Origin of the sequence: Streptomyces sp. NPDC049954 (assembly GCF_040656295.1) — a bacterium.
In the GTDB taxonomy this organism is placed as follows: Bacteria; Actinomycetota; Actinomycetes; order Streptomycetales; family Streptomycetaceae; genus Streptomyces.
Genome location: NZ_JBFALS010000001.1, coordinates 63,044 through 78,003, shown reverse-complemented (window position 1 = coordinate 78,003; position 14,960 = coordinate 63,044). Strand labels below are relative to the sequence as shown.

Genomic DNA, 14,960 nt, shown 5'->3' with positions numbered 1-14,960 from the left:
CGGTGCGGCGCGACAGAGCGCCCTCTCCGCAGGTGTCGTAGCGGGCCGGAGAGTGCCGAGAGAGGGCGTCCCCGCCCGCCCAGCGTTCGGCCGGTGCGGTTCCGTGGCTCTCGTACGGGGCGGCTGCTCATGGCGACGGCTCGCCGCGCATCACCTCATGTGACAGATCGATAACGCGCGGTGCGAGTGCTGTCGCGACAGTTGACAAAGCTTTGACTCAACAGAAATCTATCCACTAAGTACCCGCAAAACATTGACGAGTTTGCTCAAAAAACTGCCAAACCGCCGGTCGGTCGGGGCTGCCCGTTCCGCTGTCGCGCGTTGGCCGCTCTTCCGCACGTCCACGCACAGCCCTCTTCTCCCCCTCGTCGAACAGAGGACAGCATGAGACGGAAGCCAACCCTCCGGCGGTTGATCACCGGCCTGCTCGCGGCCTGCCTGATCGCCCTCGGACTCCTCCCGGCCACGGCCCAGGCCGCCGCTGCCGCGCCGGGCCCCAACCTGGCCCTCGGCCGGCCGGCCACCGCGAGCGGCGCCAACGGCCCGTACACGGCGGGCAGCGTCACCGACGGCAGCCAGCAGTCGTACTGGGAGGGCCCGAACAACGCTTTCCCCCAGTGGGTCCAGGTGGACCTGGGCGCACGCACCTCCGTCAACCGGGTCACCCTCAAACTCCCCACCACCTGGGAGGCGCGCAACGAGACGTTGAGCGTCCAGGGCAGCACCGACGGCTCCTCGTTCAGCACCCTCGCCGCCTCGGCCGCCTCGGCCGCCCGGTCGTTCGCCCCTTCGTCGGCCAATACCGTCACCCTCGACTTCGCCGCCACCGAGGTCCGTCAGGTACGCGTCCAGGTGAGCGCCAACTCCGGCTGGAGCGCCGCACAACTCTCCGAGCTGGAGGTCTACGGCAGCGCGGGCGGCGGCACCGACCCGGGCGATCCGCCGGTCAGCGGCACCAATCTCGCGCGCAACAAGCCCATCGAGGCCTCCTCGACGGCCCAGTCGTACGGCGCGGCCAACGCCAACGACGACAGCCTCAGCACCTACTGGGAGTCGGCGGGCACCCCGGCCTCGCTCACCCTGAAGCTCGGCGCCGACGCCGACGTCCAGGCCGTCGTGGTCAAGCTCAACCCGGACGCCACGTGGTCGGCGCGCACCCAGGCCGTCGAGGTGCTCGGGCGGGGCCAGTCCGCCTCCGGCTTCACCTCGCTCAAGAGCCGCGCCGAGTACGCCTTCAGCCCCGCCGGGAACAAGAACACCGTCACGATCCCCGTCACGGCGCGGGCCGCCGACATCCGGCTGGCCTTCTCCTCCAACACCGGAGCCCCCGGCGCCCAGGTCGCCGAGGTCCAGGTCGTCGGTACCGCCGCGCCCAACCCGGACCTCACCCTCACCGACCTGAACTGGACCCCGGCCACCCCCTCGGAGAAGGACCAGATCACCGTCCGGGCCGGCGTCCGCAACGCGGGGAACGCCGCCGCGCCCGCCACCACGGTCGACGTCAGCCTGGAAGGCGCCGTCGCGGGCAGCGCCCCGGTGCCCGCGCTGGCCGCCGGAGCCTCCGCCACCGTCTCCGTGGAGATCGGCCGCAAGGCGATGGGCTCGTACGCCGTCTCCGCCGTCGTCGACCCGACCGACACCGTCATCGAGCAGGACAACGGCAACAACAGCCGCGCGGGCGCCTCACGGCTCGTCGTCTCGCAGAGCCCGGGCCCCGACCTACTGGTCCGTTCCCTCACCACCAACCCGGAGAACCCGGCCGTCGGTGCCTCGGTCAGCTTCTCCGTGTCCGTCCAGAACCGGGGCACGACAGCCGTCCCCGCCGGCACCGTCACCCGCCTGACGGCCGGGACGACGACGCTCAACGGCACCACCCCGGCCGTGCCCGCCGGTGAGTCCGTCACCGTCCCGATCTCCGGGACCTGGAAGGCCACCAGTGGGGGCGCCACCCTCACCGCCACCGCCGACGCCACGAACACGGTCACCGAGACGGACGAGAACAACAACGTCTTCGCCCGCTCCATCGTCGTGGGACGCGGTGCCGCCGTGCCGTACACCGAGTACGAGGCGGAGGACGCCCGGTACCAGGGCACCCTGCTCAACAGCGATGCCAAGCGCACCTTCGGCCACACCAACTTCGCCACCGAGTCCTCCGGGCGCAAGTCGGTCCGGCTCAACTCCACTGGTGAGTACGTGGAGTTCACCTCCACCACCGCGTCCAACTCGATCGTCGTGCGCAACTCGGTCCCGGACGCCGCGGCCGGCGGGGGAGCGGAGGCGACCATCAGCCTGTACGCGGACGGCCAGTTCGTGCGCAAGCTGAACCTTTCCTCCAAGCACAGCTGGCTCTACGGCAGCACCGACGACCCCGAGGGGCTCACCAACCGCCCCGGCGGCGACGCCAGGCGCCTGTTCGACGAGTCCCACGCGCTGCTCACCCAGACCTACCCCCAGGGCACCAAGTTCCGTCTCCAGCGCGACGCGGGCGACTCGGCCGCCTTCTACGTCATCGACCTGATCGACCTCGAACAGGTCGCGGCACCCGCGGCCAAGCCCGCGAACTGCACCTCGATCACCGAGTACGGAGCCGTCCCCAACGACGGGATCGACGACACCGACGCGATCCAGCGCGCCGTCACCGCCGACCAGAAGGGCCAGATCTCCTGCGTCTGGATTCCGGCCGGGCAGTGGCGTCAGGAGCAGAAGATCCTGACCGACGACCCGCAGAACCGCGGCCAGTACAACCAGGTCGGCATCCGGGACGTCACGGTCCGCGGCGCCGGCATGTGGCACTCGCAGCTCTACACCATCACCGCACCGCAGGACGCGGGCGGCATCAACCACCCGCACGAGGGCAACTTCGGCTTCGACATCGACGACAACACGCAGATCTCCGACATCGCCATCTTCGGCTCCGGCACGATCCGCGGCGGGGACGGCAACGCGGAGGGCGGGGTCGGGCTCAACGGCCGCTTCGGCGAGAACACCAGGATCAGCAACGTGTGGATCGAGCACGCCAACGTCGCGGTCTGGGCCGGGCGGGACTACTCCGACATCCCCGAGCTGTGGGGCCCCGGCGACGGGCTGGAGTTCAACGGCATGCGCATCCGCAACACCTACGCCGACGGCATCAACTTCTCCAACGGCACCCGCAACTCCACGGTGTACAACTCGTCCTTCCGCAACACGGGTGACGACTCGCTCGCCGTCTGGGCCAGCAAGTACGTCAAGGACACCTCGGTGGACGTCGGCTCCAACAACCACTTCCGCAACAACACCATCCAGCTCCCGTGGCGGGCCAACGGCATCGCCGTCTACGGCGGCTTCGGCAACACCATCGAGAACAACGTCATCTCCGACACCATGAACTACCCGGGCATCATGCTGGCCACCGACCACGATCCGCTGCCGTTCTCCGGGCAGACCCTGATCGCGGGCAACACCCTGCACCGCACGGGCGGCGCGTTCTGGAACGAGGACCAGGAGTTCGGGGCCATCACGCTCTTCGCGCAGGGGCAGGACATCCCGGGTGTCACCATCCGGGACACCGACATCCTGGACTCCACCTACGACGGCATCCAGTTCAAGACGGGTGGCGGCGCGATGCCGGGGGTGAAGGTCACCGACGTCCGCATCGACAAGTCGAACAACGGCTCCGGCATCCTCGCGATGAGCGGGGCCCGTGGCAGCGCGACCCTCTCCAACGTGACGATCGGCAACTCGGCCGACGGTGACGTACGCGTCGAGCCCGGTTCGCAGTTCGTCATCAACGGATCACCGAACAAGGCCCCGTAGGCCTCTGGCCAGGAAGCCGCACATGTCCGCCTCCCCTTTCTTCCGTCCACTCCAGGACGAAGAAGGGGGAGGCTTCATGGGTGGGGGAGCCGGCGGGGTGAGGGGGACGTACGTCACTCGGGTCTGGACGGGAGCGAGGCGGCAGGTCTATGTTCTAGACATGCCTGGACAGGTACATAAACATCAACGCATCGCCGAGGTCCTCGCCGCCGAGATCCGGGCCGGGGTCCACGAACGAGGGAGCCGGCTGCCCGGGGAGCACGCGCTGACCAAGCGGTTCGGCGTCAGTCGCACCACCTTGCGACAGGCCCTGCACGCTCTCGGCGAGGAAGGGCTCATCGCCACCCATGCGGGGATCGGCTCCATCGTCACCTTCGACGGTACGCCGCTGGACAACCGGCTCGGCTGGACGCACGCGCTGGCCGGACAGGCCACCACCCTGACCACCGAGGTCCTGCGCCTCGACACGGTCACCGATCCCGTGCTGGCGGACGGCCTCGGACTCGGCGAGGACCTGTTCCTCGCCCTGGACCGGGTGCGCCGCCTCGACGACGGGCCCGGGGTCTCGCTGGAGCGCAGCCGGGTGCCCGCCGTCGGTGACCTGGCCGGGGTGGCGCGCACCGGTCTGCGCGGGGGGTCCCTCAACAAGACCCTCCTCGCGCACGGCCGCGTCGCCCACTCCAGTGAGGGCAAGGTCACCGTGCGCGGCCTCGGCACGGAGGACGCCGGGCTGCTGCGCCGCACCCCGGGGGAGGCGTTCCTCCACCTGTCCCAGGTCTACCGGGCGGCGGACGGCTCCGTGGTGGAACAGATCACGAGCCTTCTGGACCCGGCCCATTTCGAACTGCACGTACGCTCAGGCCCCGGAGGCCACCCGTGACCAGCCACCCCCCACAGCTCGACCGCGCCCTAGGCGCCTACTACGGCCTCGCCCTCGGCGACGCCCTCGGGATGCCCACCCAGGTCATGTCCCGCGCGGACGTCGCCCGTGTCTACGGACACCTCACGGGATTCGAACCGGCCCGCCCCGACAACCCGGTCAGCGCCGGGATGCCGGCCGGGGCGGTCACCGACGACACCGACCAGGCGGTCATCGTCGGTCGCCTCATCGTCGAGGGCGGGGGCACCGTCGACCCGCTGCGCCTCGCCGAGGAACTGATCGGCTGGGAGAAGGACATGCGGGCCAAGGGCTCGCTGGACCTGCTCGGCCCCTCCACCAAGGCGGCCCTGGAGGCCGTCGCCCGCGGCGTGCCCCCGAAGGAGGCGGGCCGCAACGGCTCCACCAACGGCGCCGCGATGCGGGTGACCCCCGTGGGTATCGCCTTCGACTGCCGCCCGCTGGAGCCCTTCCTCGACCGGGTCGTGGAGTCCTGCCAGGTCACCCACGACACCACCGTCGGCATCGCCGGGGCCGCGGCGGTCGCGGCGGCCGTCAGTACCGGGGTCGCCGGGGGCAGCCTCGAAGAGGCGGTGGCCGCCGCCGTCGAGGCCGCCCGGGCCGGGGCCCGCCGCGGCCACTGGATCGCGGGCGCCGACATCGCCGCCCGCATCGAATGGGCCTGCGCCCTCGCCGCCGAACTCGACGAGAGCACCGCTCTCGACCGGATCTGCGCCCTCGTCGGCACCAGCGTGGCGAGCCAGGAGTCCGTACCCGCCGCCTTCGCCGTCCTGACCCTCACCGGGGGCGACCCCTGGCGGGCCGCACTCATGGCGGCCAACCTCGGCGGCGACAGCGACACCATCGCGGCCATCGCCGGTGCCGTCGCCGGCTCCGTCCACGGCCTCTCGGCGCTGCCCGCCGACGCGGTCCGCACCCTGCGCGAGGTCAACTCCCTCGACCTGGAACCCCTCACGACCCGCCTGCTCGCCCTGCGCTGAGCCCCCGCTCCCGCGTCTTCCGGGCCGTGCCCGAAACCGCGCGGCACCGGGAGCGGACCGCAGGCGGCCCAGCCCCCTCCGCACCACCAGCAAGGAGGTCCGTCATGACCGTTTCAAAGACGAACGATCGCGTCGGTACCGTCGAGACCCGGGGCATCGAACCCGTCCCGGACAGTGAACGCCACGGCCGCGCCAACCAGATGTTCTGGACCTGGTTCGCCGCCAACATCAGCATCCTGGGACTGCCCCTCGGGGCCACCCTGGTCGCCTTCCGCGGTCTCAACATCTGGCAGGCGATCCTCGTCGCCGTCCTCGGCTCGGTCGGCTCCTTCGCCCTGGTCGGTGTGCTGAGCCTCGCGGGCAAGAAGGGCGGCGCTCCCGCCCTGACCCTCTCCCGCGCCGTCTTCGGCCAGCGCGGGAACGCCGGCCCCACCCTCATCAGCTGGCTCAGCCGGGTCGGCTGGGAGACCATCACCACCACGACCGCCGCGTACGCGCTGCTCGCCCTGCTCAACCACCTCTTCGGCGTCGGGCGGAGCACCGTACTGACGCTGGTCTGCCTCCTCGTGTTCATCGCGTGCACCCTGCTGATCAGCGGGCTCGGCCACGCCACCATCATGTGGATCAACAAGTGGGCCACCGTGGTGTTCGGGGTGCTCAACCTCGTCGTGATCGGCTTCCTCGTCTCCACCGTCGACTGGGACAAGGTGCTGAACGCCGGAGCGGGCCCCACGAGCGCGGTGATCGGCGGGATCGGGTTCATCGCGGCGGGCACCGGCATCGGCTGGGCCAACGCCGGCGCGGACTATGCCCGTTACCTGCCCCGCTCGGTCCCCGCCGGACGGCTCGTGACCGCCTCGGCCTTCGGTGCGGGTATTCCGCTCGTGGTCCTCGTCTCGCTCGGCTCCCTGCTGTCGGCCGGTGACTCCACGCTCGCGAGCGCCGCCGACCCCGTCGCGGCGATCAACTCCCTGCTGCCCTCCTGGATGGCCGTTCCCTACCTGGTCGCGGCCTTCGGCGGACTGCTCATGTCCAACCATCTGTCCACCTACTCCGCCGGGCTCACCATGATCACCCTCGGTGTCCGGGTGCCGCGGCCCCTCGCGGTCGGGATCGACGTACTGCTGATGTTCCTCGGCGGCATCTACTTCATGCTCGTCGCCGACGACTTCTACGGCCCCTTCTCCACCTTCCTCACCCTGCTCGCCGTACCCGTCTCGGCCTGGATCGGCATCGTCCTCGTCGACTCGGCACGCGGCCGGCGCTACGACCCCGAAGCCCTCATGGACCGCACCCGCAGCAGCCGCTACTGGTACACCGCCGGGTTCCGGCTGCCCGCCGTAGCCGCCTGGGCCCTCGCGATCCTCGCGGGACTGCTGTTCACCGAGGCGTCCACGAGCGCCGACGACGTGTGGTTCTCCGGCCCGTTCGCCGACACCTGGCTCGGCACCAACGGCCTCGGCTGGGCGGTCACCATGGCCGTGGCGGCCGTCCTCTACGCCCTCGGCGCGCGGCCCGGCCCTGACACCGCCACCGGCCCGTCCGCCGACGACAGCCCGCAGCTCACCCAGGAGGCCCTTCGATGAACTCCCGGATCGTCCTGGTCGGAAACGTCATCGCCGACCTCGTCCTCGACGTCCCGGTGCTGCCGGAACGCGGCGGCGACGTGATCGCCACGCGCACCGAACTCACCGCGGGCGGCGGCTTCAACACCCTCGTCGCGGCCCGCAGGCTCGGCGCGCCCGCCGTGTACGCGGGACTGCACGGCACTGGTCCCTACGGGGACCTGGTCCGCTCGGCCCTCGCGCGGGAGGACGTCCGTCTGCTGCTGCCCGCCCGCACCGACGGCGACACGGGGTTCACCGTCGCCCTCGTCGACGAGGGCGAACGCACCTTCGTCACGAGTTTCGGCATCGAGGGCGGCCTCACGGAGCGCGACATCGAACAGGTGCGTGAGGCGCTGCGCCCCGGGGACACCGTCCAGCTCTCCGGCTACGCGCTCGCCCTGCCGGGCAACGGGCCGCTGCTCGCCGGCCTGGCGGCGCGGCTTCCCGACGGCGTCGTCCTGTGCCTCGACCCGGGCCCACTGGTCGCCGACATCCCGGCCGATGTGCTCGCACCGGTCCTCGCCCGCACCGACTGGCTCAGCTGCAACAGTCGCGAAGCCGGTCTGCTGACCGGGACGCGAGGGGTGGCCGCCGCCGAGGAGCTGCGCACACTCCTGCGGCCCGGCGCGGGGGTCCTCGTACGGGCCGACAAGGACGGCTGCCTGCTCGCGCTCGCCGACGAGGCGCCCCTCCACGTCCCCGGGTTCCCGGTCACCGCTGTGGACAGCAACGGCGCGGGCGACGCCCATGTCGGCGCCTTCCTCGCCCTCCTCGGCGCCGGGCTGACGCCCGCCGAGGCGGCCCGCGCGGCCAACGCGGCGGCGGCCCACGCCGTCAGCAGGAAGGGTCCGGCGACGGCTCCCGACCGCGCGGAACTCCTCGCCCTGTTGGGCCCCGACCCGCTGGCGCCTCGCGTCGCGGACGCCCTGGCGGGGTGAGGCGGGCCGGACGGCGACGGCCCTGCTCTCGTACACCTACGACGAACGGACATGTAGCGCTCCGCAACGACCGGGAAACGGCGAAGAGGAAACGGAGCGTTGTCGCGCACATGCTCGACTTCGAGCTGATGCCGAGGCTGAAGAACATCGGCTCCGCGAAGCTGTACCGGCCGGCGGCCGGTCAGGACGAGAACTGGCCGAACCGGGCTCCGTGCTCGCCACCGAGACGATCGACTGGGACCTGGTCGCCCAGCAGTGCGACCGGATCGTGAAGTTCGCCACCGCCCTGCGCCTGGGCACCGCCGAGGCCGAGCGGACCCTGCGCCGGTTCCCTCGTGGAGGAAGGCCGGGCCCCGGAAAGCGCTCCATGGTGGCACGACGTGGCGTGTTGTCTAGCCGACAGCCTCGTGGCCTTCGACAAGGGGGGTCAGGCCGTCGAGGAGGGCCTTCAGGCCGGATTCGAAGAGCGCGTCGAGACGCAGGTCATAGCCATCGCCGAAGCCTCCGACCACCTTGGTGAAGGTCGGGAAACGGCCGGATTCCACCAGTTCCCGGAGGACGGCGGCCCGGCTGTCCATCCACTGGTCTTCCGATTGACCTGTGGAGGCTTCGGCGTGCGCCTCCCATTCCAGGTGCACTGCCAGGCCCTGGACATGGCTGTAGATCAATACGTGGATGTCGAACAGGGTGGTGGGATCGAGGCCGTGGCCGTCGAGGGCACTCAGCACCCATTCCCCGTGGACCATCAGATTGGGCACGAGCAAGGGGCGAGTGAGAGAACCGAGCTGAGCCAGCCACGGGTGCCTGCGGTACAGGGCCCAGAGGGTCCGGGCACCCAGCTCGATGCGGGAGCGCCATCCTTCGGGCGTATCCGCGGGGTACGTCTCCTCGCCCAATGCCGCGTCGGCCATGAGCAGGACGAGGTCGTCCTTGCTGGGGACGTACCGGTAGGGCGACATGGCGGCGACGCCGAGCCGGGCCGCGACGCCGCGCATGGAGAGTGCTGACAGTCCCTCTGTATCGGCGATGCCGAGGGCTGTACGGACGATCCGGTCCAGGGTCAGCTCCTGCTCGCAGGACGGGGCGGGTGGCGAGTGCCTGCGGGGCGGCGTGACGGGAGCGGTTTCGGCGACGACGGTGCCGGTCCGGGGGCGGGTCTCGACAAGGCCTTCAAGGCGCAGAGTGGTGAGGGCCTTGGTGGCGGTGGCGAGCGCGACACCCCATTCCCTGGCGATCCGACGAGTCGAGGGAACCGGGTCCCCGGGGCCCAGTTCGCCGTCGATGATGCGTCGGCGGATCCCGGCGACGATGCGCAGGTATGGCGGCTGACCGGATGCGCCTGTGGGGTTCGTCACGCTCTGCCGCCTTCCCGATCTGTACTAGTGCAGAGGGTAGCAGCGAGGTCTCCGAACTGAGGTCGACTGCCCTAGTACAGAGCCGTCTTCTGGCCAGTTGAGGGGGGCTGCGCGTACGCCGTACGTTCAGGGTGCGTACAGCGTACTGGAGGAGTTCACATGCAGACTGTTCTCATCTCGGGCGGCGGGATCGCCGGGCCCGTGCTCGCGTACTGGCTTCGCCGCCACGGCTTCGAGGTCACTGTCGTCGAACGCGCCCCGGGTCCGCGCCCTGGCGGCCAGGCCGTGGACGTCCGCGGTGTCGCGCTCGACGTCGTCGAGCGGATGGGCCTGCTGGAACAGGCACGACGCGTACGCACCCGGATGCGTGGCATGTCGATCCTCGACCCCGAAGGCCATGAGATCGATCGCTCCACCGAGGCGACCTTCAGCAGCGGCCGGCTCGACAGCGACGACATCGAGCTGCTGCGCGAGGACCTGGTGCGGATGGTGTACGAACACACCCGCGCGGAAGCCGAGTACGTCTTCAGCGACAGCATCACCGCGCTGGACGAGGACGAGACCGGCGTGCGAGTCGACTTCACCCACGGGGCGTCCCGCACCTTCGACCTGGTGATCGGGGCCGACGGCCTGCACTCGACCGTTCGGCGTCTGGCCTTCGGCCCCGAGGGCCGCTTCGCCCATCACCTGGGCAGCTACCTCTCGGTGTTCAGTGCGGACAACTTCCTCGCACTGGACGACTGGCAGGTGTGGCTACGGGATGGCGACGCGGGCTTCGGCATCATGCCCGTGCGTGACAACACCGAGCTCAGGATCGCCTTCGGCTTCCAGTCCGCTCCCCTCGCCCAGGATCTCCGCGACGGCAGCGCCCTTCGTCAGCTCGTCGTCGACAAGCTCGCTTCTCTGAGATGGGAAGGGACCCCCCTGGCCGAGGCCGCTCGGGACGCACCCGATTTCTACTGCGATGCCATGGCTCAGATCCGGATGGACCACTGGTCACGCGGCAGGGTGGCCCTGCTCGGAGACGCCGGCTACTGCCCGTCCCCCCTCTCGGGTCAAGGCACCAGCCTGGCCCTTGTGGGCGCTCACGTGCTGGCCGACTGCCTCGCCCGGACACACGGTGATCACCGCGCCGCGTACTCCCGCTACGAGCAGCGGCTACGCCCCTTCGTCACCCTCAACCAGGCCCTGGCCACCGAGAATCCCGGCGGGCCCGCCTCCGAGGCATCCCTCACACACGCCAAAAAAGCACTGTCACTGGACAGTTGAAGCCTGGCCGAACGTGAGTCGAGTCGCCCCCACTTGTCCACGACCGGTGCTGTCGCCGAATCGGAGCAGGCCGAGTTCGGCCGGGTCTTCTCTGCACTTGTCTCCATGACCAGGATTCTTGCCCTCGCGCTCCGGTGCGGGAGGTGGCCAAGCGTGGGGGAGCCGTTCCGGGTGGCGTCGGACGGCGAGAGGCAACGTCACTCATCGGCAGGGGACTTCGCGATGCCCCTCGCGGAAGTGGGCCTCAGGAGAGGTTCACCAGCCGCAGGTACTTCGTCCAGTCCCACAGCTTGCCCGGGTCGGTGTGGTCGGTTCCCGGCACCTCGACATGGCCGAGGATGTGGGTGCGGTCCTTCGGGATGCCGTAGGTGTCGCACACGGAGGCCGTGAGTTTGGCGGAGGCCGCGTACAGGGCGTCCGTGAAGTACTTCGGCTGGTCGACCCAGCCCTCGTGCTCGATACCGATACTGCGCGTGTTGTAGTCCCAGTTGCCCGCGTGCCAGGCGACGTTCTTCTCCCGCACGCACTGCGCGACGTGCCCGTCGGCGGAGCGCACGAGGTAGTGCGCGCTGACCTGCTTGGCGGGGTTCTGGAAGATGTCCAGGGTGTCCTGGTAGTACTCCTGCGTCACGTGGATGACGACGTAGTCCACCGGATACTGCGAAGGACGCGAGGCCACCGTGTAGTTGGAGGAGCTCGCGGGGACCCACTCGGACCCGGGGTAGTCCATGGCCACCGATTCCTCGGCCTGGGCGGGGCCGCCGGAGAGCAGCACCGCGGGAACGGCGGCCAGCGCGGCTCCCCGCAGGAGTGCGCGTCGGCCGGGAAGAGACGGTCTCGCGTGGTCCATGTCTGCCTCGTCTCCTGATGGGAATGCCGGGTCCGCCGCGGACGCGGCCAGGGTGACCGAAGGTACGGGCTGGACCGCGGCCGGGGAAGAAGACGGTGCGCGCTCCGGCCGTCTCTGGCCGAAAACCAGCGGCTCGCCGCCCGACAAGTACGCGCTGCAAGGGAGTTGGCGGGCGAAGTGGGGGCGCCGTCTCAACCGGCGACGGACGCCGCCACCGGATCGTCCAGGACCGCGCGCACCACCGAGTGGGCCGCCCCCAGGAGCGGCCCCTCCCGGCCCAGCGCGGACACCGAGACCGGGCGGCTGGCCGTCGCCGTACGACGCGTCAGCTCCCTGCGCAGGGGAGGCAGCAGCCACGGGGCGAGCGGGGAGAGGGCCCCGCCGAGAACGACCCCGTGCGGGTCCAGCAGGTTCACCGCGCCGGACAGGGCGATGCCGAGCGCGCTGCCCGCGCCGCGCAGCGCCTTGAGCACGGCCTTGTCCCCGCCCTCCGCGCGGTCCACGAGCAGACCGATCCCGCCCGTTACCGGGGGGAGGCCCGCCGCCCGCCACACCGCCTCCTGTCCCGCGTACTGTTCGAGGCAGCCCCGGCCCCCGCAGGGGCACGCCGGTCCCTCGGGGCGTACGGGCACATGCCCCAGTTCGCCCGCGAAACCGTGCGTACCGCGTAGCAGCCGGCCGCCGAGGACGACCGCCGCCCCGATACCCACCGCGGCCGAGACGTGGACGAAGTCCTCGGCGGACTCCTCCTGCGTCCACAGCTCGGCGAGGGCACCGAAGTTGGCCTCGTTGTCGACGGTGACGGGCAGGCCGTGCGGCAGCAGCGGAGCGAGATCCGTGTCCACCCATCCGAGATTGGGCGCCCGCACCACGAGCGGCTGTTCACGGGCCACGAGGCCCGGGACGGCGACGGCGAGCCCAGCGGGCCGCAGGCCCAGGGCGCGGGCCCGCCCCGCCACCTCGTCCACGAGCGCGCCGAGTTCGGCGAGGACCGGCTCCGGCGGCCGGTCGCGGTTGTCCACCGGGTGCAGTTCCCGGACCCGCACGGCTCCGCCCAGGTCGATCGCGCAGACGGCGAGGTGGTCCACCCCGATCTCGGCGCCGAGACCGGCCGGCCCCTCCGAGCTGACCGCGAGCGCCGAACCGGGGCGCCCCACCCGGCCGGGGCGCTGGGGACCGAGCTCGTCGAGCAGGCCGGCCCTGATCAGTTCGTCGACGAGCGTCGAGACGGCGGCCCGGGTCAGCCCGATCCGGGCCGCGACTCCCGCCCGTGACAACGGACCGTGCGCGGCGACCGTGTGCATCACCCGGGACAGGTTGCGACGCCGCATCCCCTGCTGGGTGTCGGGCAGTGCCGCGGTCATCGCCGGCCCGCTTCCGTGCCGGGCGACGACGCGGCGGCGCCCGCCCGGGCGGTGGACGGGGGCGCTCCCGCCGCCCCCGCCGGTCCGTCCGTTCGCCCGCCGCCACTCGCTCGCACTGTCAACGCCCGCCGCCTCGCCTCTCGTTGCTCGTCCATCCGTCCCAGCGGGGGCCGGAACCTGCGCCCGTACCCCACGCCATTGGCCCACCTCCGGAACGCGCCCGCTTCCGGAGACCCGGGCCCGCCCGGGCCGTCGCCGCCGCCTCGGGAACGCGCCCCGTCCGTGACGCGCTCATGCCGGGGACGTCGCGCCGCCACCCAGCAGCGGTGCCGCGTCGGAGAGTACCCCGGCGATGAGCGCGAGGGTCGCCCCGTCCCGCTCGACCGCCTCCAGGACCGGTCCGTCGGCCGTTCCCCAGCGGCGGGCCACCGCGGCCGGGTCCTCACCGGTCAGCACGCCCGCCGCCTGGGCCGCCGCGCCCAGCGCGACCAGCTCCCTCGCCTGCGGCACCTGCACCGGACGGCCCGACAGCCGCAGCACCGTACGCTGCCACGCCGTCCCGCGCGCCCCGCCGCCGATCAGCAGGAGCGGTTCCGCACTGTCGCCGGACTCCTGCCCCAGCACCAGCCCCAGTGCGTCGAGGAGGGAGTACACCGCCCCGTCGTAGGCCGCCTGGAGCAGTTGTCCGCCGCTCGTCGAGTGGCGCAGCCCCGTCAGCAGGCCGGAGGCGCCGGGCAGGTTCGGGGTGCGTTCACCGTCCAGGTACGGGAGGAAGGCGGTCTCCCCGCCCGGTTCCACGGCCTCCCGGTCGAGGCCCAGCAGCGCCGCGACCCGGTCCACGGCCTGGGTGCAGTTGAGAGTGCAGGCCAGCGGCAGCCAGTCGCCGCGCGCGTCCGCGAAACCCGCGACGGTGCCGCTCGGGTCGGCGGGGCGGTGCCGCGAGACCGCGTAGACCGTGCCCGAGGTGCCCAGACTCAGCACGGGGGTGCCCGGGCGCAGCCCGAGCCCCAGGGCGGCGGCCGCGTTGTCGCCGGTGCCGGCCGCGACCAGGGTGCCCGCCGCGAACGGCAGCCCCACCGAGTCCCGCACCGTGCCCGCCACCTCCCCGGGCCGTACGATCTCCGGCAGCTTCGCCGGGTCGAGGCCGATCAGGTCGAGCAGTTCCCGGTCGTACTCCTCGGTCGACGCGTTCCACCAGCCGGTTCCCGAGACGTCGCTCCGGTCGGTCGTGCCCCGTCCCGTGAGCCGTTCGGTGAGGTAGTCGTGGGGCAGGCGCACCGCCGCCGTGGCGCCCGCCACCTCCGGCTGGTGCTCGGCCAGCCAGGCCCACTTGGTCGCCGTGAACGAGGAACCCGGGACGCTGCCGGTGCGCTGGGCCCACGCCTTCGGCCCGCCCAGACGCTCGATCAGCGCCTCGGCCTGCGGCGCCGAGCGGACATCGTTCCACAGCAGCGCGGGCCGCACCGGCCTGCCGTCCGCGCCCAGAGTCACCAGGCCGTGCTGCTGGCCGCCGACCGACACGGCCGCCGCCTGCCGCGCCACCGGACCGCACTGGGCGAGAGCGTCGGTCAGCGCGGTCCACCACTGCTCGGGGTCCGACTCCTTGCCGCTGCCTCCCGTCACCGTGTGCGGTGCCTGACCGCTCGCGAGGACCCGCCCGGTGGGCACGTCCACGACCAGGGCCTTCGTCGACTGCGTCGAACTGTCGATCCCGACGACGAACGGGCCCTCGGCCTGCTCGGGTGCTGTCATCACTCTCTCCGTTCCGGGAGGCCGCCGCGTCCCGCGCCGGCCGCTGCCACGCCTGCCCGAAGGGCTACCCGTCTTTGCCCGCCCCGTCCAGTACCGCGGCCCCCGAAGCGGAGCCGAGCGGGGGACGAGGCGGAGGCTTTCCGGACCCCGCT

Annotated in this window: 10 protein-coding genes and 1 pseudogene; 7 read left to right on the top strand and 4 right to left on the bottom strand. The window is 71.7% G+C overall.

Going from position 1 to position 14,960, the window contains the following annotated elements; translation table 11 throughout:
- Window positions 1-384 precede the first annotated feature (384 nt).
- The 6 genes and pseudogenes from AB0J21_RS00320 to AB0J21_RS00295 form a co-directional block, all read left to right on the top strand.
- On the top strand, window positions 385-3,795 hold the full coding sequence (locus AB0J21_RS00320; protein WP_363143483.1) for a CARDB domain-containing protein: 3,411 nt from the start codon (window positions 385-387) through the stop codon (window positions 3,793-3,795).
- Window positions 3,796-3,955: 160 nt separating this feature from the next.
- Window positions 3,956-4,675, top strand: a complete 720-nt coding sequence (locus AB0J21_RS00315; protein ID WP_363143482.1) for a GntR family transcriptional regulator — start codon at window positions 3,956-3,958, stop codon at window positions 4,673-4,675.
- Window positions 4,672-5,673: an ADP-ribosylglycohydrolase family protein gene (locus AB0J21_RS00310; RefSeq protein WP_363143481.1), complete on the top strand. Its 1,002-nt coding sequence runs from the start codon at window positions 4,672-4,674 to the stop codon at window positions 5,671-5,673. Before AB0J21_RS00315 ends, AB0J21_RS00310 begins: the two co-directional genes overlap by 4 nt.
- Before the next feature lie 104 nt (window positions 5,674-5,777).
- Window positions 5,778-7,259: a cytosine permease gene (locus tag AB0J21_RS00305; protein WP_363143480.1), complete on the top strand. Its 1,482-nt coding sequence runs from the start codon at window positions 5,778-5,780 to the stop codon at window positions 7,257-7,259.
- A complete protein-coding gene (locus AB0J21_RS00300) occupies window positions 7,256-8,218 on the top strand; it encodes a PfkB family carbohydrate kinase (RefSeq protein WP_363143479.1) in 963 nt (320 codons plus the stop codon). The genes AB0J21_RS00305 and AB0J21_RS00300 overlap by 4 nt, the downstream gene beginning before the upstream one ends.
- A gap of 211 nt (window positions 8,219-8,429) precedes the next feature.
- Window positions 8,430-8,513, top strand: a pseudogene (locus AB0J21_RS00295) (hypothetical protein); the annotation flags it as partial.
- Between the two features lie 97 nt (window positions 8,514-8,610).
- Here AB0J21_RS00295 and AB0J21_RS00290 read toward each other — a convergent pair.
- On the bottom strand, window positions 8,611-9,573 hold the full coding sequence (locus AB0J21_RS00290; RefSeq protein WP_363143478.1) for a TetR/AcrR family transcriptional regulator C-terminal domain-containing protein: 963 nt from the start codon (window positions 9,571-9,573) through the stop codon (window positions 8,611-8,613).
- A gap of 159 nt (window positions 9,574-9,732) precedes the next feature.
- Here AB0J21_RS00290 and AB0J21_RS00285 point away from each other — a divergent pair, with 159 nt between their 5' ends.
- Window positions 9,733-10,842, top strand: coding sequence for an FAD-dependent monooxygenase (locus tag AB0J21_RS00285; protein WP_363143477.1), 1,110 nt, complete (start codon window positions 9,733-9,735; stop codon window positions 10,840-10,842).
- A gap of 244 nt (window positions 10,843-11,086) precedes the next feature.
- On the opposite strand, the gene AB0J21_RS00280 is transcribed toward AB0J21_RS00285, so the two are convergent.
- From AB0J21_RS00280 to xylB, 3 genes are all read right to left on the bottom strand, one after another.
- Window positions 11,087-11,692, bottom strand: a complete 606-nt coding sequence (locus AB0J21_RS00280; RefSeq protein ID WP_363143476.1) for a peptidoglycan recognition family protein — start codon at window positions 11,690-11,692, stop codon at window positions 11,087-11,089.
- A 191-nt stretch (window positions 11,693-11,883) separates the two neighbouring features.
- A complete protein-coding gene (locus tag AB0J21_RS00275; RefSeq protein WP_363143475.1) occupies window positions 11,884-13,056 on the bottom strand; it encodes an ROK family transcriptional regulator in 1,173 nt (390 codons plus the stop codon).
- Window positions 13,057-13,347: 291 nt separating this feature from the next.
- Window positions 13,348-14,808 carry a xylulokinase gene (gene xylB, locus AB0J21_RS00270; RefSeq protein WP_363143474.1) on the bottom strand — a complete coding sequence of 487 codons (1,461 nt, stop codon included), beginning with the start codon at window positions 14,806-14,808 and terminating at the stop codon, window positions 13,348-13,350.
- Between the last annotated feature and the right edge of the window lie 152 nt (window positions 14,809-14,960).

Coding starts and splice junctions, on each gene's coding strand:
- AB0J21_RS00280 (WP_363143476.1), bottom strand. CDS start 11,692: ATGGACCACGCGAGACCGTCTCTTCCCGGCCGACGCGCACTCCTGCGG.
- xylB (WP_363143474.1), bottom strand. CDS start 14,808: ATGACAGCACCCGAGCAGGCCGAGGGCCCGTTCGTCGTCGGGATCGAC.
- AB0J21_RS00305 (WP_363143480.1), top strand. CDS start 5,778: ATGACCGTTTCAAAGACGAACGATCGCGTCGGTACCGTCGAGACCCGG.
- AB0J21_RS00300 (WP_363143479.1), top strand. CDS start 7,256: ATGAACTCCCGGATCGTCCTGGTCGGAAACGTCATCGCCGACCTCGTC.
- AB0J21_RS00275 (WP_363143475.1), bottom strand. CDS start 13,056: ATGACCGCGGCACTGCCCGACACCCAGCAGGGGATGCGGCGTCGCAAC.
- AB0J21_RS00315 (WP_363143482.1), top strand. CDS start 3,956: ATGCCTGGACAGGTACATAAACATCAACGCATCGCCGAGGTCCTCGCC.
- AB0J21_RS00320 (WP_363143483.1), top strand. CDS start 385: ATGAGACGGAAGCCAACCCTCCGGCGGTTGATCACCGGCCTGCTCGCG.
- AB0J21_RS00285 (WP_363143477.1), top strand. CDS start 9,733: ATGCAGACTGTTCTCATCTCGGGCGGCGGGATCGCCGGGCCCGTGCTC.